The 20848-nt window shown below is 53.8% G+C and carries 22 protein-coding genes; 16 read left to right on the top strand and 6 right to left on the bottom strand.

The genetic code is table 11. The annotated features are described in order from the left end of the window. The first annotated feature begins 20 nt into the window (after positions 1-20). The 13 genes from HVX64_RS15860 (at position 21) to HVX64_RS15800 (ending at position 12285) form a co-directional block, all read left to right on the top strand. A complete protein-coding gene (locus tag HVX64_RS15860; protein ID WP_044258492.1) occupies positions 21-680 on the top strand; it encodes a DedA family protein in 660 nt (219 codons plus the stop codon). Between the two features lie 153 nt (positions 681-833). Further along, the gene (gene accD / locus HVX64_RS15855; protein WP_042999995.1) at positions 834-1748 is read left to right on the top strand and encodes an acetyl-CoA carboxylase, carboxyltransferase subunit beta; all 915 of its coding nucleotides are present in this window, start codon (positions 834-836) and stop codon (positions 1746-1748) included. A 69-nt stretch (positions 1749-1817) separates the two neighbouring features. Next, on the top strand, positions 1818-3086 hold the full coding sequence (gene folC, locus HVX64_RS15850) for a bifunctional tetrahydrofolate synthase/dihydrofolate synthase (protein ID WP_181825049.1): 1269 nt from the start codon (positions 1818-1820) through the stop codon (positions 3084-3086). After that, the gene (gene dedD, locus HVX64_RS15845; protein WP_042999997.1) at positions 3076-3759 is read left to right on the top strand and encodes a cell division protein DedD; all 684 of its coding nucleotides are present in this window, start codon (positions 3076-3078) and stop codon (positions 3757-3759) included. Before folC ends, dedD begins: the two co-directional genes overlap by 11 nt. A 247-nt stretch (positions 3760-4006) precedes the next feature. Further along, positions 4007-4495 (top strand): colicin V production protein, encoded by a 489-nt coding sequence (gene cvpA / locus HVX64_RS15840; RefSeq protein ID WP_042999998.1) that lies wholly within the window; start codon positions 4007-4009, stop codon positions 4493-4495. 34 nt (positions 4496-4529) lie between these two features. Next, positions 4530-6047: an amidophosphoribosyltransferase gene (gene purF / locus HVX64_RS15835; RefSeq protein WP_042999999.1), complete on the top strand. Its 1518-nt coding sequence runs from the start codon at positions 4530-4532 to the stop codon at positions 6045-6047. 96 nt (positions 6048-6143) lie between these two features. Further along, entirely contained in the window at positions 6144-6713 is a 570-nt protein-coding gene (locus HVX64_RS15830; protein WP_044258495.1) for a UbiX family flavin prenyltransferase, read from the top strand. A 288-nt stretch (positions 6714-7001) separates the two neighbouring features. Next, positions 7002-7784: a lysine/arginine/ornithine ABC transporter substrate-binding protein ArgT gene (gene argT, locus HVX64_RS15825; protein ID WP_043000001.1), complete on the top strand. Its 783-nt coding sequence runs from the start codon at positions 7002-7004 to the stop codon at positions 7782-7784. Between the two features lie 247 nt (positions 7785-8031). Beyond that, complete coding sequence (hisJ, locus tag HVX64_RS15820) at positions 8032-8814, top strand: histidine ABC transporter substrate-binding protein HisJ (protein ID WP_044258497.1); 783 nt, start codon at positions 8032-8034, stop codon at positions 8812-8814. A gap of 188 nt (positions 8815-9002) precedes the next feature. Further along, positions 9003-9689, top strand: coding sequence for a histidine ABC transporter permease HisQ (locus HVX64_RS15815; RefSeq protein WP_043000003.1), 687 nt, complete (start codon positions 9003-9005; stop codon positions 9687-9689). Next, entirely contained in the window at positions 9686-10393 is a 708-nt protein-coding gene (hisM, locus tag HVX64_RS15810; RefSeq protein ID WP_043000004.1) for a histidine ABC transporter permease HisM, read from the top strand. Before HVX64_RS15815 ends, hisM begins: the two co-directional genes overlap by 4 nt. Positions 10394-10406: 13 nt before the next feature. Beyond that, positions 10407-11180: a histidine ABC transporter ATP-binding protein HisP gene (hisP, locus tag HVX64_RS15805; RefSeq protein ID WP_044258500.1), complete on the top strand. Its 774-nt coding sequence runs from the start codon at positions 10407-10409 to the stop codon at positions 11178-11180. A 199-nt stretch (positions 11181-11379) separates the two neighbouring features. Continuing rightward, a complete protein-coding gene (locus HVX64_RS15800) occupies positions 11380-12285 on the top strand; it encodes an Rpn family recombination-promoting nuclease/putative transposase (protein WP_181825437.1) in 906 nt (301 codons plus the stop codon). A gap of 29 nt (positions 12286-12314) precedes the next feature. On the opposite strand, the gene HVX64_RS15795 is transcribed toward HVX64_RS15800, so the two are convergent. The 4 genes from HVX64_RS15795 to yfcG form a co-directional block, all read right to left on the bottom strand. Next, the gene (locus HVX64_RS15795) at positions 12315-12818 is read right to left on the bottom strand and encodes a GNAT family N-acetyltransferase (RefSeq protein WP_043000005.1); all 504 of its coding nucleotides are present in this window, start codon (positions 12816-12818) and stop codon (positions 12315-12317) included. A 69-nt stretch (positions 12819-12887) separates the two neighbouring features. Continuing rightward, positions 12888-13781 carry a TIGR01777 family oxidoreductase gene (locus HVX64_RS15790; protein WP_044258503.1) on the bottom strand — a complete coding sequence of 298 codons (894 nt, stop codon included), beginning with the start codon at positions 13779-13781 and terminating at the stop codon, positions 12888-12890. Between the two features lie 20 nt (positions 13782-13801). Beyond that, on the bottom strand, positions 13802-14164 hold the full coding sequence (gene folX / locus HVX64_RS15785; protein WP_043000007.1) for a dihydroneopterin triphosphate 2'-epimerase: 363 nt from the start codon (positions 14162-14164) through the stop codon (positions 13802-13804). 66 nt (positions 14165-14230) lie between these two features. Next, a complete protein-coding gene (gene yfcG / locus HVX64_RS15780; protein WP_044258505.1) occupies positions 14231-14866 on the bottom strand; it encodes a GSH-dependent disulfide bond oxidoreductase in 636 nt (211 codons plus the stop codon). 138 nt (positions 14867-15004) lie between these two features. On the opposite strand from yfcG, the gene yfcF reads away from it, so the two are divergent. The 3 genes from yfcF to yfcD are packed head-to-tail and all read left to right on the top strand — an operon-like array spanning position 15005 to position 16879. Beyond that, positions 15005-15649, top strand: a complete 645-nt coding sequence (gene yfcF / locus HVX64_RS15775; protein WP_044258731.1) for a glutathione transferase — start codon at positions 15005-15007, stop codon at positions 15647-15649. 55 nt (positions 15650-15704) lie between these two features. Then, a complete protein-coding gene (gene yfcE / locus HVX64_RS15770) occupies positions 15705-16256 on the top strand; it encodes a phosphodiesterase (protein WP_044258506.1) in 552 nt (183 codons plus the stop codon). Between the two features lie 56 nt (positions 16257-16312). Further along, on the top strand, positions 16313-16879 hold the full coding sequence (gene yfcD, locus HVX64_RS15765) for an NUDIX hydrolase YfcD (RefSeq protein WP_042317782.1): 567 nt from the start codon (positions 16313-16315) through the stop codon (positions 16877-16879). Positions 16880-16932: 53 nt separating this feature from the next. Here yfcD and yfcC read toward each other — a convergent pair whose 3' ends face one another. Together yfcC and pta are read right to left on the bottom strand one after the other, a co-directional pair. Then, the gene (yfcC, locus tag HVX64_RS15760; protein WP_043000011.1) at positions 16933-18453 is read right to left on the bottom strand and encodes a putative basic amino acid antiporter YfcC; all 1521 of its coding nucleotides are present in this window, start codon (positions 18451-18453) and stop codon (positions 16933-16935) included. A 185-nt stretch (positions 18454-18638) separates the two neighbouring features. Further along, the gene (gene pta, locus HVX64_RS15755) at positions 18639-20780 is read right to left on the bottom strand and encodes a phosphate acetyltransferase (RefSeq protein WP_043000012.1); all 2142 of its coding nucleotides are present in this window, start codon (positions 20778-20780) and stop codon (positions 18639-18641) included. Between the last annotated feature and the right edge of the window lie 68 nt (positions 20781-20848).

Raw genomic sequence — 20848 nt, 5'->3', positions numbered from 1 at the left:
AGTCGTATAAAGGCACAACTATGGACCTGATTTACTTTCTCATCGATTTTATCCTGCACATTGATGTGCACCTGGCGGAACTGGTCGCAGAGTACGGCGTCTGGGTTTACGCAATTTTGTTCCTGATTTTGTTCTGTGAAACCGGACTGGTGGTCACGCCGTTCCTGCCAGGGGACTCCCTGCTGTTTGTGGCGGGAGCGCTGGCGTCGCTGGGCACCAACGATCTCAATGTGCACCTGATGGTGGTGTTGATGCTGATTGCCGCGATTGTCGGGGATGCGGTGAACTACACTATTGGTCGCCTGTTCGGCGAGAAGTTATTCAGTAACCCGGACTCGAAGATTTTCCGCCGTAGCTATCTGGACAAAACACACCAGTTTTACGAAAAACACGGTGGAAAAACCATCATTCTCGCCCGCTTTGTGCCGATTGTCAGAACATTTGCACCGTTTGTGGCGGGAATGGGACATATGTCGTATCGTCATTTTGCGGCGTATAACGTGATAGGTGCGCTGTTGTGGGTTCTGCTCTTTACCTATGCCGGTTACTTCTTCGGCACCATTCCGATGATTCAGAACAACCTTAAGTTGCTGATCGTCGCGATTATTGTGGTATCGATCCTGCCGGGCGTGGTGGAAATTGTTCGCCATAAACGCGCAGCGTCACGTGTAACAAAATAGAAACTAACTCAGCGGTTCGACCACTTTTTTGTCCAAAGTTTCGGGCTGTTATGTTTTAATGTGCAACATTCATGGTCTGTTGGGGGCAAAAATGGCATTATGCGCCCCCACGGCAAAACTGGAACACACCAGGTTCAGGCAGAAAGGTCATAAATGAGCTGGATTGAACGAATTAAAAGCAACATTACTCCCACCCGCAAGGCAAGCATTCCTGAAGGGGTGTGGACTAAGTGTGATAGCTGCGGTCAGGTTTTATACCGTGCTGAGCTGGAACGTAATCTTGAGGTCTGTCCGAAGTGTGACCATCACATGCGTATGTCGGCGCGTAACCGCCTGCATAGCCTGTTAGATGAAGGAACGCTGGTGGAGCTGGGTAGCGAACTCGAGCCGAAAGACGTGCTGAAGTTCCGTGACTCCAAGAAATACAAAGACCGTCTGGCGTCCGCGCAAAAGGAAACCGGCGAGAAAGATGCGCTGGTCGTGATGAAGGGTACGCTTCACGGCATGCCGGTTGTGGCAGCGGCATTTGAGTTTGCTTTCATGGGCGGCTCGATGGGTTCTGTGGTCGGCGCACGTTTTGTCCGTGCCGTTGAACAGGCGCTGGAAGATAACTGCCCGCTGGTATGCTTCTCCGCCTCCGGCGGTGCGCGTATGCAGGAAGCGCTGATGTCGCTGATGCAGATGGCGAAAACCTCTGCAGCGCTGGCAAAAATGCAGGAGCGTGGTCTGCCGTACATCTCCGTGCTGACTGACCCAACAATGGGCGGCGTCTCTGCAAGCTTCGCGATGCTCGGCGATCTCAACATTGCTGAACCGAAAGCGCTGATCGGCTTCGCGGGTCCGCGAGTTATTGAGCAAACCGTACGTGAGAAACTGCCGCCGGGATTCCAGCGCAGTGAGTTTCTGATCGAAAAAGGCGCTATTGATATGATCATCCGCCGTCCGGAGATGCGCCTGAAACTGGCGAGCATTCTGGCGAAGCTGATGAATCTGCCGGCGCCAAATCCGGATACTCCGCGTGAAGGTGTGGTGGTGCCGCCGGTGCCGGATCAGGAACCCGAGGCCTGATAACTGAAAAGGGCAGGGCCACAGGCGCTGCCCTTTTGCTTTTCTCAACGTAACGATTTCACGGGCATCATGAATAACAAACGTATTCCTAAAGCCACGTCGCCCCTGGCCTCGTGGCTTTCTTATCTGGAAAACCTCCACGCGAAAACGATCGATCTGGGCCTTGAGCGCGTAAGCCAGGTGGCTGCGCGACTGGGCGTACTGAAGCCTGCGCCGTTTGTCTTCACCGTGGCTGGCACTAATGGCAAAGGCACGACCTGCCGGACGCTGGAGTCGGTATTGACGGCGGCGGGATATAACGTCGGGGTATACAGTTCGCCACATCTGGTGCGTTACACCGAACGTGTGCGTGTACGTGGCAATGAACTGCCCGAATCGGCTCACACCGAATCCTTTGCCGAGATCGAAGCGGCGCGTGGGGACATCTCGCTGACCTATTTCGAATACGGCACTTTGTCTGCATTGTGGCTGTTTAAGCAGGCACAACTGGATGTGGTGATCCTGGAAGTTGGGCTGGGTGGACGACTCGACGCGACAAATATCGTCGATGCCGATGTTGGCGTAGTCACCAGCATCGCGCTGGATCATTCCGACTGGCTGGGGCCGGATCGTGAAAGCATTGGCCGTGAAAAGGCCGGTATTTTCCGTGCGGGAAAACCGGCGATTGTCGGCGAACCCGAAATGCCTTATACCATCGCCGATGTCGCACTGGAGAAAGGCGCGCGGTTACAGCGTCGTGGCGAGGACTGGCAGTTTACGGTAACGGAGACGGGCTGGTCCTTTAGCGATCGCTACGGTAGCCTGGTGGATTTACCGCTGCCACAGGTGCCTCAACCTAATGCGGCGACTGCGCTGGCGGCACTGCGCGCCAGCGGCCTGAACGTCAGTGAGCAGGCGATTCGCGACGGGATTGCCCGGGCGATTCTACCAGGACGTTTCCAGATTGTGAGCGAGTCGCCGCGCGTCATTCTTGATGTCGCGCATAATCCTCATGCGGCGGAATATCTCACCGGACGGCTGAAAATGTTGCCGAAAAAGGGGCGCGTTCTTGCCGTTATCGGTATGCTACATGATAAGGATATTGCGGGAACGTTGGCCTGGTTGAAAAGCGTGGTCGACGACTGGTATTGTGCTCCGCTGGAAGGCCCCCGGGGCGCAACGGCAGAACAACTGCTGGAACATCTCGGTAAAGGCAGTGTCTATGACAGTGTCGCGCTGGCATGGCATGCGGCGCTGGCAGACGCGAGACCAGAAGATACCGTACTGGTGTGCGGTTCATTTCACACGGTTGCACATGTCATGGAAGTGATGGACGCGGGGAGAATCGGTGGCGAGTAAGTTTCAGAATCGTTTAGTCGGCACGATCGTGCTGGTCGCGCTGGGCGTCATTGTGTTGCCCGGGCTGCTCGACGGGCAGAAAAAACATTATCAGGATGAATTCGCGGCGATCCCGCTGGTCCCGAAACCGGGCGATCGCGATGAGCCGGATATGATGCCAGCGGCAACGCAGGCTTTGCCGACTCAGCCGCCAGAAGGGGCGGCGGAAGAGGTACGGGCAGGTGATGCGGCGGCACCGTCGTTGGATCCGTCACGCTATGCATCAGCGAATAATCCTGAGCTTGATTCGACGCCAGCGCCGGTAGAGCAGCCCAAACCAAAACCGGTTGAAAAGCCGAAGCCGCAACCGAAGCCGCCTGTAGAGGCAACGCCTGCTCCGGTTCCCGCTCCTGCGCCAAAACCGGCGGCAGAAGAGAAACCGGCGCCAACGGGTAAAGCCTACGTTGTGCAGTTAGGGGCGCTGAAAAATGCCGATAAGGTCAATGAGATCGTGGGTAAACTTCGTGCCGCAGGTTTCCGGGTATATACTTCTCCGTCAACGCCAGTACAGGGTAAAATAACCCGTATTCTCGTGGGGCCGGATGCATCACGCGACAAGCTGAAAGGCTCGCTCGGTGAGCTACAGCAAATCTCCGGATTAAGCGGAGTGGTGATGGGGTACAGCCCGAACTAAGTGAGGGTTGCCTGATGACAGCGCTCGGCGTCTTATCAGGCTTCCAATCTTGTTGTATGTCGGCCGGATAAGGCGTTTACACCGCCATCCGGCAGTGCCCGAAGAGGCATAAAACGGTATGGCGTTGAAGTTTTTTTCAGCGCCATTTTTATTTACGCGCGGGAAGGAAATCCCTACGCAAACGTTTTCTTTTTCTGTTAGAATGCGCCCCGAACAGGACGACAGGGCGTAAAATCGTGGGACACATATGGTCTGGATTGATTACGCCATTATCGCGGTGATTGGTTTTTCCTGTCTGGTTAGCCTGATCCGTGGCTTTGTTCGTGAAGCGTTATCGTTGGTGACATGGGGTTGTGCTTTCTTTGTCGCCAGCCATTACTACACTTACCTGTCTGTCTGGTTTTCGGGCTTTGAAGACGAACTGGTTCGAAACGGGATTGCCATCGCGGTGCTGTTTATCGCGACGCTGATCGTCGGCGCCATTGTGAACTACGTGGTAGGGCAACTGGTTGAGAAAACCGGTCTGTCAGGTACCGACCGGGTTCTGGGGGTCTGTTTCGGGGCTCTGCGCGGCGTGTTGATTGTGGCTGCTATTCTGTTCTTTCTCGACACCTTTACCGGCCTGTCGAAAGGTGAGGACTGGAGTAAGTCACGGCTGATCCCGGAGTTCAGTTTCATCATCAGATGGTTCTTTGACTATCTGCAAAGCTCGTCAAGTTTCTTGCCCAGAGCATAAGCGTTGGGTTGTAGCTTAACGAGGAAAAAGACGTATGTGCGGTATTGTCGGTATCGCCGGTGTTATGCCGGTTAACCAGTCGATTTATGACGCCTTAACAGTGCTTCAGCATCGTGGTCAGGATGCCGCTGGCATTATCACCATCGATGCAAATAACTGCTTCCGTTTGCGTAAGGCAAACGGTCTGGTGAGTGATGTTTTTGAAGCTCGCCACATGCAGCGTATGCAGGGCAACATGGGCATCGGTCATGTGCGTTATCCAACGGCTGGCAGCTCCAGCGCCTCTGAAGCTCAACCTTTCTACGTCAACTCCCCGTATGGCATCACGCTTGCCCACAATGGCAACCTGACCAATGCCCACGAACTGCGTAAAAAGCTGTTTGAGGAGAAGCGCCGTCACATCAATACCACCTCAGATTCTGAGATCCTGCTCAATATCTTCGCCAGTGAACTGGATAACTTCCGTCACTACCCGCTGGAAGCAGACAACATTTTTGCCGCGATTGCCGCGACCAACCGCCAGATCCGCGGCGCGTATGCCTGTGTGGCGATGATTATTGGTCACGGTATGGTTGCCTTCCGTGACCCGAACGGTATCCGTCCGCTGGTGTTGGGTAAACGTGATGTCGGCGACGGTCGCACCGAATATATGGTGGCGTCTGAAAGCGTCGCGCTGGATACCCTGGGCTTTGAATTCCTGCGTGACGTTGCGTCGGGCGAAGCGGTTTATATCACGGAGAAAGGGCAGCTATTCACCCGTCAGTGTGCCGAAAACCCGGTCAGCAATCCGTGCCTGTTCGAGTATGTTTACTTCGCGCGTCCGGATTCCTTCATCGACAAGATTTCCGTCTACAGCGCCCGTGTGAACATGGGTACCAAGCTTGGCGAAAAAATCGCTCGTGAGTGGGAGGATCTGGATATCGACGTGGTCATCCCGATTCCAGAAACCTCCTGCGATATCGCTCTGGAAATTGCGCGTATTCTCGGCAAGCCGTACCGTCAGGGGTTTGTGAAAAACCGCTACGTTGGTCGTACCTTTATCATGCCGGGACAGCAGCTGCGCCGTAAGTCCGTACGCCGCAAACTGAACGCCAACCGCGCGGAGTTCCGTGATAAAAATGTCCTGCTGGTGGATGACTCCATTGTGCGCGGCACCACCTCAGAGCAGATTATTGAAATGGCACGTGAAGCCGGGGCGAAAAAGGTCTATCTGGCCTCTGCGGCACCGGAGATTCGCTTCCCGAACGTGTACGGCATCGATATGCCTACTGCAAACGAACTGATTGCGCATGGTCGTGAAGTGGATGAGATTCGCCAGATCATCGGCGCAGACGGTCTTATCTTCCAGGACCTGGACGATCTGATCGACGCGGTCCGTACCGAGAACCCGGATATCCAGCAGTTTGAATGTTCCGTGTTTAACGGCGTATACGTTACGAAGGATGTGGATCAGCAGTATCTCGATTTTCTCGATTCCCTGCGTAATGACGATGCCAAAGCAGTTCAGTTGCAGAACGAAGTTGAAAACCTCGAGATGCACAACGAAGGGTAATCCCTGACCTGCCAGGGGGCGAATCCCGCCCCCTGACTTGCAACTCCCCATAAAATCCTGCAAAGTCAGCCCAGAAGTCAGACAGGGCGATAAATCATGAAGCGACTCATTATTGGTATTTCGGGTGCCAGCGGCGCCATTTACGGCGTGCGGCTGCTCCAGGTGTTGCGCGATGTACCGGATGTTGAAACGCATCTGATCATGAGTCAGGCCGCCCGCCAGACGCTTTCTCTCGAGACTGACTTATCGCTGCGTGATGTTCAGGCGCTCGCGAGCGTGACGCACGATGCGCGCGATATTGCCGCCAGCATCTCCTCCGGCTCTTTTCAGACCGCCGGAATGGTCATTCTGCCGTGCTCAATTAAAACGCTTTCTGGCATTGTCCATAGCTATACCGATGGCCTGTTGACCCGCGCGGCAGACGTGGTGTTAAAAGAGCGCCGCCCACTGGTGCTGTGCGTTCGGGAAACGCCGCTCCATCTGGGGCATTTGCGCTTAATGACCCAGGCAGCGGAAATTGGTGCGGTCATTATGCCACCGGTTCCGGCGTTTTATCATCGTCCTCAGACGCTAGATGATGTGATAAATCAGACAGTTAATCGCGTCCTCGATCAGTTTGATATCGCCCTTCCGCAGGACCTTTTTACCCGTTGGCAGGGTGCATAATATTGCCCCGTCGGCGGGCCTTTTTGCATCAATTGCCCTGAAACAGGGCAATTTTGTAACCGCGATCATATCCTCAACATTTAATTCGCTAAATCCATCTGAAACGCTGCGGTTCATCCGTCAGACCTGCTATCTTCAACATCAGGACAATATTGCAACGTTTTATTAACATATTTAACGTCGAATATCTCGAGCGGCGCGAAAATGGCATAAGACCTGCATGAAAAAGCCTGCAAACGCACAACACAACGTAAAACATAATAAAGTCATTCCACTTGAGGGTTATGTATGAAGAAGTCAATTCTCGCTCTGTCATTGCTGATTGGTCTATCTGCTACTGCATCCAGCTATGCAGCGCTGCCGCAAACGGTGCGCATTGGCACGGATACCACCTACGCTCCGTTCTCTTCAAAAGATGCCAAAGGCGACTTCATCGGCTTTGATATCGATTTGGGCAATGAGATGTGTAAGCGTATGCAGGTCAAATGTACCTGGGTCGCCAGTGATTTCGATGCACTGATCCCGTCGCTCAAAGCGAAGAAAATTGATGCCATTATCTCTTCGCTCTCCATAACCGATAAGCGCCAGCAGGAAATTGCCTTCTCCGACAAACTGTACGCGGCGGATTCGCGTCTGATCGCGGCGAAAGGCTCCCCGATTCAGCCAACGCTTGACGCGCTTAAAGGTAAGCACGTTGGCGTGTTACAAGGCTCCACTCAGGAAGCCTATGCCAATGACACCTGGCGTAGCAAAGGCGTGGATGTGGTGGCCTACGCAAACCAGGATTTGATTTACTCCGACCTGACGGCGGGCCGTCTTGATGCGGCATTGCAGGACGAAGTTGCCGCCAGTGAAGGTTTCCTCAAACAGCCTGCGGGCAAAGACTTTGCTTTTGCCGGCCCTTCCGTGAAGGATAAAAAGTACTTCGGCGACGGTACAGGCGTTGGTTTACGTAAAGACGATACGGAACTGAAAGCTGCCTTTGATAAGGCGCTGGCCGATCTGCGTCAGGATGGCACTTACGACAAGATGGCGAAAAAGTATTTTGACTTTAACGTCTACGGCGACTGATACCTGAATACGGGGGACCTGACTGCACCGTTTGGGTTAGCCATAGCGGTGCGTGACGGGTTGAATGCACCATTATGGTGCAATTATGGCGGGTGAACAGAGCGGAAGTGCATATTTAAGCGCTTTTCATGCAAAATAAACCGGGGACAGGGCAGAATGTTTTGCCTTGTCGACCCGATTAATGGCACGATAACTGCACCTGGTCCTGTAAACATCCCCTATAAAAGACAGTCTGTTGAGGATAGTTATGAAAAAACTGGTGTTATCTCTTTCTCTGGTCCTGGCTTTCTCCAGTGCTACCGCAGCCTTTGCCGCCATTCCACAAAAAGTTCGTATTGGTACCGATCCAACCTACGCCCCGTTTGAGTCGAAGAATGCGCAGGGTGAATTGGTGGGTTTTGATATCGATCTGGCGAAAGAGCTGTGCAAACGTATTAATACGCAATGTACCTTCGTTGAGAACCCGCTGGATGCGCTGATCCCGTCGTTAAAAGCGAAGAAAATCGACGCTATCATGTCCTCGCTTTCGATTACTGAAAAGCGTCAGCAAGAAATCGCCTTCACTGACAAACTTTATGCAGCTGACTCGCGTCTGGTCGTGGCCAAGTCATCAGACATTCAGCCGACCGTTGAGTCGCTGAAAGGCAAACGCGTCGGTGTGCTGCAGGGCACCACTCAGGAGACGTTTGGTAACGAACACTGGGCGCCAAAAGGCATTGAGATTGTGTCGTATCAGGGGCAGGACAATATTTACTCTGACCTGACTGCGGGGCGTATTGATGCTGCATTCCAGGACGAAGTTGCCGCAAGCGAAGGCTTCCTGAAACAACCCGTTGGCAAAGATTACAAATTCGGCGGCCCGTCTGTGAAAGACGAAAAACTGTTTGGTGTAGGGACCGGCATGGGTCTGCGCAAAGAGGATAACGAACTGCGTGAAGCCCTGAACAAAGCGTTTGCAGAAATGCGCGCTGACGGAACTTACGAGAAGCTGGCGAAGAAATACTTTGATTTTGATGTTTATGGCGGTTAATCCCCGCAGGTGCAGATAAAGCCCAGGACGTGATGATGAACCGGTTTTATGCCTGATGGCACTGCGCTTATCCGGCCTACAGGTGATTGCTGTAGGCCGGATAAGGCTACGCCGCCATTCGGCATAACAGGTAGCACCATCACGTCAAAAGAGGCTTCTAACTCGCCACTCACGACAGGACAGGCAGCATGTTGTACGGGTTTTCAGGTGTTATTTTACAGGGCGCAATTGTCACGCTGGAACTGGCTCTCAGTTCCGTGGTGCTGGCCGTTCTGATCGGGCTCGTCGGTGCGGGGGCTAAACTCTCGCAAAACCGGGTGACGGGGCTTATTTTCGAAGCTTATACCACCCTCATTCGCGGGGTGCCGGATCTGGTGCTGATGCTGCTGATTTTTTATGGCCTGCAGATAGCACTCAACACATTAACCGATGCGATAGGCATCAGTCAGATTGATATCGACCCGATGGTCGCTGGTATTATTACGCTCGGTTTTATCTATGGCGCGTATTTTACAGAAACCTTTCGTGGCGCTTTTATGGCGGTACCAATAGGTCATATTGAAGCCGCTACCGCTTTCGGTTTTACCTCTTCACAAATTTTCCGCCGTATTATGTTTCCGGCAATGATGCGCTATGCGCTGCCGGGGATTGGGAATAACTGGCAGGTGATCCTCAAAGCGACGGCGCTGGTCTCGCTGCTCGGTCTGGAAGATGTGGTCAAAGCCACGCAACTGGCCGGAAAGAGCACCTGGGAGCCATTCTATTTCGCCATCGTCTGCGGGCTTATCTATCTGGTATTTACTACGGTTTCCAATGGTGTGCTGCTGTTCCTTGAGCGCCGTTACTCCGTCGGTGTGAAGAGGGCTGACCTGTGATTGAGATAATTCAGGAGTACTGGAAATCCCTGTTGTGGACGGATGGCTACCGGTTTACGGGGGTGGCGATTACGCTGTGGCTGCTGATTTCCTCCGTGGTGATGGGCGGCATTCTGGCCGTTTTTCTGGCCATTGGTCGTGTTTCCAGCAACAAATTCATCCAGTTTCCCATCTGGCTGTTTACCTATATTTTTCGCGGGACGCCATTGTACGTTCAGCTACTGGTGTTCTATTCAGGGATGTACACGCTGGAGATAGTCAAAGGCACCGATTTTCTGAACGCCTTCTTCCGCAGCGGTCTGAACTGTACCGTTCTGGCGCTGACGCTGAACACGTGCGCCTATACCACAGAGATTTTCGCCGGGGCCATTCGCTCGGTTCCGCACGGTGAAATTGAAGCCGCGCGCGCGTATGGCTTCTCCTCATTCAAAATGTATCGTTGCATTATTCTGCCTTCGGCGTTGCGTATCGCGTTACCCGCGTACAGCAACGAGGTTATTTTAATGCTGCACTCCACGGCGCTGGCGTTCACGGCAACGGTTCCGGATCTGCTGAAAATCGCCCGTGATATTAACTCGGCGACCTACCAGCCCTTTACCGCTTTCGGTATTGCCGCCGTGCTGTACTTAATCATATCGTATGTCCTGATAAGCCTGTTCCGCCGTGCGGAAAGGCGCTGGTTGCAGCATGTTTCCTCTAAATAATTCGGGTAACACGATGTCTGAGAATAAATTAAACGTTATCGATTTGCACAAACGCTACGGCGAACACGAAGTGCTGAAAGGGGTTTCACTGCAGGCCAACGCCGGAGATGTGATCAGTATTATTGGCTCATCCGGCTCCGGGAAAAGTACATTTTTGCGCTGCATAAACTTCCTCGAAAAACCGAGCGAAGGGTCGATTGTGGTCAACGGCCAGAACATCAACCTGGTGCGTGATAAAGACGGTCAACTGAAGGTGGCGGATAAAAATCAGCTTCGTTTACTGCGTACCCGCCTGACGATGGTGTTTCAGCACTTTAACCTGTGGAGCCACATGACGGTGCTGGAAAACGTCATGGAAGCGCCAATTCAGGTGTTGGGTCTGAGCAAACAGGAAGCCCGTGAACGGGCGACCAGATACCTGGCGAAAGTCGGCATTGATGAGCGTGCACAGGGGAAATACCCGGTGCATCTTTCCGGTGGTCAGCAGCAGCGAGTGTCGATTGCACGCGCCCTGGCGATGGAGCCGGAAGTGTTGCTCTTTGATGAACCAACCTCGGCGCTGGATCCTGAACTGGTCGGCGAGGTGCTGCGTATCATGCAGCAACTGGCCGAAGAGGGGAAAACGATGGTGGTGGTGACGCACGAAATGGGCTTTGCCCGCCATGTCTCCAGCCACGTGATTTTCTTGCATCAGGGGAAAATCGAAGAAGAGGGCAATCCAGAGCAACTCTTCGGTAACCCCCAAAGTCCACGCCTGCAACAGTTCCTGAAAGGATCGCTGAAGTAACGGGTTCAGGCGTATCGTTAAGGTAAGCCGGGAAAGGCAACAGCCTCCCGGCTTTTTGCGAGTGACTTTCCGTAAGCCCTGAAAATATTGCAGACCAGCGCATTTACCCTGGATTCATCACCGCAAAGCGCAACGTCTGTTGGTGTCGCAGACGATCAAAGCGCGTAACGTCATGTCATCGACTCAAAGGGATGATGGTATGGCCATGACAACAGCTAAGGTTACAGCGCATGATGCGGTGTTTAAAACGTTCATGTGCCACCCGGACACTGCCAGAGATTTCCTGGAATTCCATCTGCCTGTTTCATTGCGGCAACTTTGCGATCTGGACTCGCTGAAACTCGAGTCAGGTAGCTTTATTGAAGAGAATCTCCGTGCGTATTATTCCGATGTTCTTTGGTCGTTAAAGACGGCGGAAGGAGAGGGCTTTATCTATGTGGTGATTGAACATCAAAGTTCACCCGATGCTCATATGGCATTCCGACTGATGCGCTATGCCATGGGGGCAATGCAACGTCATCTCGATGCCGGACATAAAAAACTGCCATTGGTGATCCCGATGTTATTTTATCACGGCGCGGTGACGCCCTATCCCTTTTCCTTGTGTTGGCTGGATGAATTTGCCGATCCCTCTACGGCAAGACAACTCTATACCGCCGCCTTTCCTCTGGTTGATATTACGGTTGTGGCGGATGATGACATTATGCAGCATCGACGGATAGCGCTCCTGGAGTTAATGCAAAAGCATATCCGCAAGCGTGATTTAATGGGCTTGATGGAGCAATTAGTTGCCCTGTTGATTAAGGGTTACGCTAATGACAGCCAGTTGAAAACGCTGTTTAATTATATGATGCAAACCGGTGACGCCGCGCATTTTAGTGAGTTTCTTGCCGAGGTTGCCCAGCGTTCACCCCACCACAAGGAGAGACTAATGACTATCGCCGACAGATTGCGTCAGCAGGGGTTAGATCAGGGGATTCAACAGGGCAAACGCGATGAAGCCCAGCGGATTGCACGTATGATGCTGGCAGATGGGATTGATGCCCACACCGTCGCCAGGATAACCGGTCTTCCCGTTGACGAGCTTACCGCTACGCGCGCCTGAGACTTTCTTGCGTCGATGAACGGTTAACCTCACGCCATCTCCAGACGGTATCCCCAGTCGTCATAGTGGATACCGTTGATCTCAAACGCTTTCTCCAGCACCTGCGTACGCACAAATCCCAGTTTTTCCAGCAGGCGGACTGAACCCCGGTTCTCGGCAAGCACCCAGGCGTTGATGGCTTTCACGCCAGCTTCGCGGAAGGCATAGTCGCAGACGGCACGAACGGCCTCACTGGCGATACCGCGTCCCTGGACGGCGGGGATAACGCAATAACCGATGTCAGCTTCCTGCGGAAAATGATGACTGATTTGTAAGCCAATGTCGCCCAGCGGTGTGGCATCGTGATGCTGGCGGATCACAAAGGTGTGTTTTGAGGTAAGACGACGCGCAAACAGCAAACGCGTTTCGCGTTCCGGGCAGAGGTTGCCCATAAAACGCATGATGTCCGGATTTTCACGAAGCGCGAGGAAAAAGGGCCAGTCTGTGGGTTGAAACGGGGAAAGCGTCAGTCGTTCGGTTGTGAGTCGTGCCATAAAATCGCCATTCCGGGAGCCAGTGAGACTACCTTACCACCGGAACGGCGAGAGTGAACAGGGAAGACGTTAGCGAACGACATCCGACAGCGCTTCTTCAAGGTCATACCAACGGAAGGGAAATCCGGCGGCTTCCAGTCGTTTGGGCAGGGCGCGTTGCCCACCCAGCACCAGTACCGATGATTCGCCCATCAGCAGGCGAATCACGGTGGCTGGTACGCGAAGAATGGCTGGCCGTTGCAGGGCATGTCCCAGCGCATGAGCAAACTGCTCATTGCGTACCGGATAGGGCGAGACCATGTTGAACGGCCCACGCAGGTCGTTATCCAGCAGCCAGAGAATCGCATTGACCATATCATCAATGTGGATCCAGGCCAGATACTGGCGGCCGTTGCCAATGGGGCCACCGAGGCCCAGGCGAAACGGTGGAACCATTTTACCGAGGATCCCGCCCTTTGGTGCCAGCACCACGCCGGTACGCAGCAGGCAAACACGCGTTTTGTCGCTTTGCGCTTCGCAGGCAATTTGCTCCCAGCGTGCGCAAAGTTTATGGGTGAATTCGTTATGCGGCGGTTCTTCCTCAGTGACGACCACTTCGCCCAGATCGCCATAATAACCTGTGGCAGAACCTGAAATCAGGACTGACGGCGGGGTTTCACTGGCATTAATGAGGTCCGCCAGTTTCTGGGTGATGCGCCAGCGGCTCTGACACAAGCGATCTTTTTGCTCCGTCGTCCAGCGCTTGTCAGCAATGGGCTCACCGGCCAGGTTAATCACCGCGTCAAAACCGTCGAGATTTTGCTTATCTCCCAGCGTGTCCCACAGTGTCACCCGGTCATTGAGCTTTTCCCGGGCAGTATCGCGGTGGCGGGTCAGTACGGTCACCTGATGACCCAGTTCCTGCAGGCGCGGGACCAGGTGTCCTCCAATAAGGCCAGTCCCTCCAGTTACCAGTATCTTCATGCAGCCTCCCGTGATGGCGGTTAGCGCTGCCAGCTCAACGTCATGGAGACGGAATCGGCATAACGCAACGCGTGTAGTTTGTCGACTTCCACTTCAGCATAAGTGACCCAGTGGTGTTCGCGTGCGATATCGAGCACATCCTGGGTTAATTTTTCTAACAATGAGAAGCGATTGTTCTCAACGTGCAGGATGATATTTTTAGTGATCGTGCGGTAATTCAACGCATCATTGATATCTTCGCTGACGCGAGCCTTGTCCGCCGGATAGTGAATCGCAACGTTGATGACAATATCCTGTCGGTTATTGATCTCTTCCTCTTTGATGCCAATGAAAGTGCGTAAGCGAAGGTTTTTTATACGAATTATAGCGTCATGATGTGACATTGCAGGTCTCCTCCATGTATGAACTCTCGCATGATACACGAGAACCCGGTCGCGTTATCCTCTTGCTCACGCAGGATCCTGATACGCCAGCATCATTGCGCGTTCTGTGGCGGGCCGACTTCGAATGCGCTCAAACCAATTCTTCACGGCGGGAAACATGTCCAGGTCGACGCGCTGACGCTGCCAGGCGTTCACCCACGGCCAGCAGGCGATATCGGCAATGCTGTAATGCTCGCCGCCCAGCCACGGCGACATCTCCAGCCGTTTATTGAGAACGTTATACAGCCGTTGTGTTTCAACCTGATAGCGCTCAATAGCGTAGGGGATGGACTGTGGAGCAAAATGGTTGAAATGGTGGTTTTGACCAAGCATTGGGCCCAGCCCGCCCACCTGCCAGAACAGCCATTGCAGCGTGCTATGGCGCTCGCGTAATTCACGGCTAAGCAACAGGCCGCTCTTTTCCGCCAGATAGAGCAAAATGGCACCGGACTCAAACAGGCTCAGCGATGTGCCGCCATCGAGCGGGTTATGATCGACGATCGCGGGAATTTTATTGTTGGGTGAAATGGCGAGGAAATCGGGGCGAAACTGATTACCCTTACTGATATCCACTTTAATTAATCGGTAGTCCAGCGCGGCTTCCTCAAGGAAGAGGGTAATCTTGTGCCCATTGGGTGTCGGGGCGTAATAGAGGTCGATCATTTCTGCTCCACAACGTGTTTATCGGATAAGCCAACCACAAGTATAGAAAGCCTGTCGTGCTGTGTGAGTTTTCATCAGGTGACAGCGAGCGAAAGACCCTCTATGTTGGGAGAAAAGCCTAATAAAGACGAGGATGCCATGAGTAAACCCACTATCACGCTGTGGTCCGATGCAAACTATTTCTCCCCCTATGTGCTCTCCGTGTATGTCGCTTTGCAGGAAAAGGGACTGCCGTTTAGTCTGAAAACCGTCGATCTTAACAACGGTGAGCATCTACAACCGGGCTGGCAGGGGTATGCACTGACGCGTCGGGTACCGTTGCTGAACATCGATGGTTTTGAGTTGAGCGAGTCCTCCGCGATTGCTGAATACCTGGAAGACCGCTTTTCGCCACCCACCTGGGAGCGAATCTATCCTCACGACCTGCAAAAACGCGCGCGTGCGCGGCAGATACAGGCATGGTTGCGCAGTGATTTAATGCCCATTCGAGAAGAACGTCCGACAGATGTCGTTTTCGGTGGGGTAAAAAAAGGACCGCTGAGCGAGGTGGGGAAAATCAGCGCAGACAAACTGTTCTCCATAGCGGGGAATCTGCTGGCACATGACATGCCAAATCTTTTCGGTGAATGGTGTCTGGCCGATACTGATTTAGCATTGATGCTCAACCGTCTGGTTCTTAACGGCGACGACGTCCCGGAGCGACTGGCGGAATATGCAGCATTTCAGTGGCAACGCGCCTCTGTCCAGCGTTATATTGCGCTTTCCGCGAAGCGTTCAGGCTGATAAAACGTTTGTAATCCAGTATCATAATGCGGTTTTTGATGACACGGAGCATGTGATGAAACTGATGTTTGCATCCGACATTCATGGGTCCCTGCCCGCTACAGAACGCGTGCTGACCCTGTTTTCACAGAGCGGCGCGCAGTGGCTGGTGATACTGGGCGATATCCTCAACCACGGGCCGCGAAATGCGTTACCCGAAGGCTACGCACCCGCTCAGGTCGCTGAGCGGCTCAATGAACAGGCGTCGCAGATTGTCGCGGTGCGGGGAAATTGTGATAGTGAAGTGGATCAAATGCTGCTGCAGTTTCCAATAACCGCGCCCTGGCAGCAGGTGCTACTGGAAAATCAGCGACTGTTTCTGACTCACGGTCATCTCTTTGGGCCGGAGAACCTGCCGGCACTGCGGGCCGGTGATGTCCTGGTATACGGGCATACGCATCTGCCGGTGGCAGAAAAAAGAGGCGATATTTATCACTTCAACCCGGGTTCAGTAAGCATTCCGAAAGGTGGCTACCAGGCAAGTTATGGCTTGCTGGACGATAATGTTTTGAGCGTTATCGCACTCAATGATCAAAGTATCATTGCGCAGGTGGCGATTAATTCGTAATTTACCCCCACATATGTAAATGCGCCGTAAGAGCGCCAGAAAAAGAAGGTTTCCTGATGGTGGAACAGCGTCGTTTGGCAAGTACGGAATGGGTGGATATTGTGAATGAAGACAACGAAGTCATTGCACAATCCAGCCGGGAACAGATGCGAGCGCAGGGCCTGCGTCATCGTGCGACCTATATTGTTGTACACGACGGAATGGGCAAAATACTGGTGCAACGTCGTACCGAGACAAAAGACTTTTTACCCGGAATGTTAGATGCCACTGCCGGTGGCGTTGTGCAGGCTGACGAACAGTTGCTGGATTCTGCCCGCCGTGAAGCGGAAGAAGAGTTAGGCATCGCCGGTGTGCCATTCGCCGAACATGGTCAGTTCTACTTTGAAGATAAGAACTGTCGCGTCTGGGGTGCGCTGTTCAGCTGTGTGTCGCACGGCCCGTTCGCCTTGCAGGAAGAAGAGGTCAGCGAAGTTTGCTGGCTGACGCCGGAAGAAATTACCGCCCGCTGTGATGAATTCACGCCCGACTCGCTGAAAGCGCTGGCGCTGTGGATGACCCGTAACGCTAAAAATGAAGCGGCAAGGTCAGAGTCGCAACAGGAGAAGCAGGAAGAGGCGGAGTAACGCCCTTTCTGAACTAACCGTAAAAAGGAGCCATAAGCGGCTCCTTTTGTCTTTTAGTGGTATCCCATGATTTGAGCGCCAATCACCACCACGCTGGACATAATGAACAGCAGCCCCAGCAGCGTCGCACCCACTTTCAACCAGTTACGGAAATCCACCCGACAGACGCCTAATGTCGCCATCAGTGATGCAGAGGTCGGATAGATGATGTGGCTAAAGCCATCGCCAAACTGGAACGCCAGTACGGTGACCTGACGGTTAACCCCCACCAGATCGCCGAGCGGCGCTAACAGCGGCATGGTCAGCGCCGCCTGGCCCGATCCCGACGTTACAAAGAAATTAAACACTGCCTGGAAGAGCAGCATAAACCACGCGGCAACGGCGTTGTCCAGTCCGCTGATGCCGTTGGCGATGCTGTGTAACAGCGTATTGAGCACGCTGGCGTCACCCGCTTCGCCGTTGCCTACCAACAGTAAAATGCCTTTGGCAAAACCTACCAGCAGGGCGGGGGCAATCATCATGCGTGCGCCTTCGGTGAATGAGGACGCCATAATATTGACCGTCATGCCGTTAAGACGGAAGACAACGGCGATAATGCCAATGACCAGGCCCATGGTGAAAAACTGACTGGCTATCTCCGGAATAAACCATGCGTTGACGATAACGCCCCAGACCACCCAAACCATCACCCCGGTCAGCACCAGCAGCACCAGCCAGTCGCCGATTGTGAAGCGGCGCTCGACAACATCATCCTGCTGTTCGCGAAAGAAACGGTCAGATTCATGCACGCGTGACAGAAGCGGGTTCTTTTTCACCCGCGAGGCATAGACCAGGGTAAACGTCAGACCGATCAGTGTCGAAATAACCCATACCACGATACGCAGACCGGAACCGGAAAGGACCGGTACGCCGGCAATGCCCTGCGCGACCACCACGCAGAAAGGGTTCATCCACGAACTGGCAAAGCCAATTTGTGTCGCAATATAGGTCACTAACACCGTGGTGATACTGTCATACCCCAGTCGCACCATCAGGGGCGCGATGATGATCGCGAAGGCAACCGCCTCTTCTCCCATGCCGAACACCGCACCGCCCAGCGAGAAGAGAATAAACAGTACCGGGATAAACAGAACCTCGTTGCCTTTGGTATGACGGATGAGCGCAAGGATGCCGTTATCAATAGTTCCCGTGCGCATAACGATGCCAAACGCACCGCCAATCACCAGCATAAACATGATGATACCGACGGCGGTACCGAATTTAGAGCCGGAGGTCAGCCCTTCGAACGGGAAGTTCATCAGTCCCGGGCTTTCATCGCCGGTAGTGAAGAATTTAACCGGATGATACTGCGCTTCACCGGCCTCGTTGGTCAGAATACGGAAAGAGTGGGGGTCAACCACTTTACGGGTTTTTGTCTGACCATCCACCTGGTATTGCACCTCCTGGCTGTCGAACATCCCGACGGGGACAACCCAGGTCGCAAGGCTGGTTAAAATGGCGACAAAGAAAATAATGACCAGCGTATCGGGCATGGCCCATTTTCTGGCTGGCTGTGTTTCGGTTACTGCAGACATGAAAGACTATCCCTGTTGCAAAGCAAAGAGGCTAAGTATGCAAACAGGCGAATGGTTATTCATTGATGCAGCGCAGTTAAGCAAATAAATCCGTTTTTGCATTGCCAGAAACGGCAATAAAAAAGCCGGAAATCAGGGTGATTTCCGGCTTTTGACCGGGCCCGTCTGGACCCAGCGGAGACAACTTACTGCTGTTGTGAAGACTGAATCGCGGTCAGAGCGATGGTGTAGACGATATCGTCAACCAGCGCGCCACGGGACAGGTCGTTCACCGGCTTGCGCATACCCTGCAGCATCGGCCCGATGGAGATCAGGTCGGCAGAACGCTGTACCGCTTTGTAAGTGGTGTTACCGGTGTTCAGATCCGGGAAGATGAACACGGTAGCGCGACCCGCAACCGGAGAGTTCGGCGCTTTGGATTTTGCCACGTCAGCCATCACGGCGGCATCGTACTGCAGCGGACCGTCGATCATCAGGTCAGGACGTTTTTCCTGTGCAAGACGAGTTGCTTCACGCACTTTCTCAACGTCGCTACCCGCACCAGAGGTGCCGGTGGAGTAGGAGAGCATTGCGACGCGCGGTTCGATACCAAAGGCAATGGCAGAGTCAGCAGACTGGATAGCGATTTCAGCCAGCTGTTCAGCGGTCGGATCCGGGTTGATCGCGCAGTCGCCGTAAACGTAAACCTGTTCTGGCAGCAGCATGAAGAAGACGGAGGAAACCAGTGAACTGCCTGGCGCAGTTTTGATAAGCTGCAGCGGCGGACGAATGGTGTTAGCCGTGGTGTGAACAGCGCCTGATACCAGACCGTCAACTTCGTCTTGTTCCAGCATCAGCGTACCGAGAACCACGTTGTCTTCCAGCTGTTCGCGGGCAACGGTTTCGGTCATGCCTTTGCTCTTACGCAGTTCAACCAGACGCGCGACATAGCTTTCGCGAACCACTTCCGGATCCACGATTTCGATGCCAGCGCCGAGCTCAACGCCCTGAGAGGCCGCAACGCGGTTGATCTCTTCCGGGTTACCCAGCAGTACGCAGGTTGCGATACCACGTTCAGCACAGATGGCTGCCGCTTTCACGGTACGCGGTTCGTCGCCTTCTGGCAGCACAACGCGTTTACCGGCTTTACGCGCCAGTTCGGTCAGCTGATAGCGGAAGGCTGGAGGAGACAGACGACGGCTACGCTCAGAGGTCGCGGTCAGGGACTCGATCCAGTCAGCGTTGATGTAGTTCGCCACGTATTCCTGAACTTTCTCGATGCGTGCGTGATCGTCAACCGGCACTTCCAGGTTGAAGCTCTGCAGGCTCAGAGAAGTTTGCCAGGTGTTGGTGTTCACCATGAATACCGGCAGGCCGGTAGCGAAAGCGCGTTCACACAGTTTAGAGATGCGCGCATCCATTTCGTAGCCACCGGTCAGCAGCAGGGCGCCGATTTCAACGCCATTCATCGCGGCCAGACATGCGGCAACCAGCACGTCCGGACGGTCAGCGGAGGTGACCAGCAGGGAACCGGCGCGGAAGTGTTCCAGCATGTGCGGAATGCTACGCGCACAGAAAGTGACAGACTTCACGCGACGCGTATTGATGTCGCCTTCGTTGACGATGGTGGCATTCAGGTGGCGCGCCATGTCGATCGCACGGGTCGCGATCAGCTCAAAGCTCCACGGCACTGCGCCGAGAACCGGCAGTGGGCTGCTCGCGGTGAGCTGTGCCGGATCGACTTTTACGACCTGCGCTTTGGAAGAGTCGTCGAAAATCTCAGACAGATCCGGACGGGTACGACCTTGTTCATCAACCGGAGCGTTCAGTTTGTTCACGATAACGCCGGTGATGTTGGTGTTTTTTGCGCCGCCGAAGCTGCTGCGAGTCAGTTCAATACGCTCGTTCAACTGTTCCGGCGTATCGGTGCCCTGAGACATGACGAAGACGATTTCCGCGTTCAGCGTTTTAGCGATTTCGTAGTTCAGAGACTGCGCGAACTGGTGTTTACGGGTTGGGACCAGGCCTTCAACCAGTACCACTTCTGCGTCTTTGGTGTTCGCATGGTAGTTTGCGATGATCTCTTCCATCAGCACATCTTTCTGATTGCTGGACAGCAGAGACTCTACGTGGCTCATCTTCAGCGGTTCAGCCGCGGTGACAGAAGAGTTTGCACGAACGATAGCGGTGGTCTGGTCTGGCGCATCGCCACCGGCGCGTGGCTGGGCGATGGGCTTAAAGACACTCAGACGAACGCCTTTGCGTTCCATAGCGCGGATGACGCCGAGGCTGACGCTGGTCAGGCCGACGCTGGTTCCGGTAGGGATCAGCATAATAATACGGGACACGGTTTATCCTCTTTCGTTACCGCCCGTTGGGCGGGTTACAAAACAGCACCGCCAGCTTAGCTGGCGGT

Source organism: Citrobacter sp. RHB20-C16 (assembly GCF_013890155.1).
Taxonomy (GTDB): Bacteria; Pseudomonadota; Gammaproteobacteria; order Enterobacterales; family Enterobacteriaceae; genus Citrobacter_A; species Citrobacter_A amalonaticus.
The sequence above is the reverse complement of the archived record's forward strand: the minus strand, read 5'-3'. Positions and strand labels throughout refer to the sequence as shown.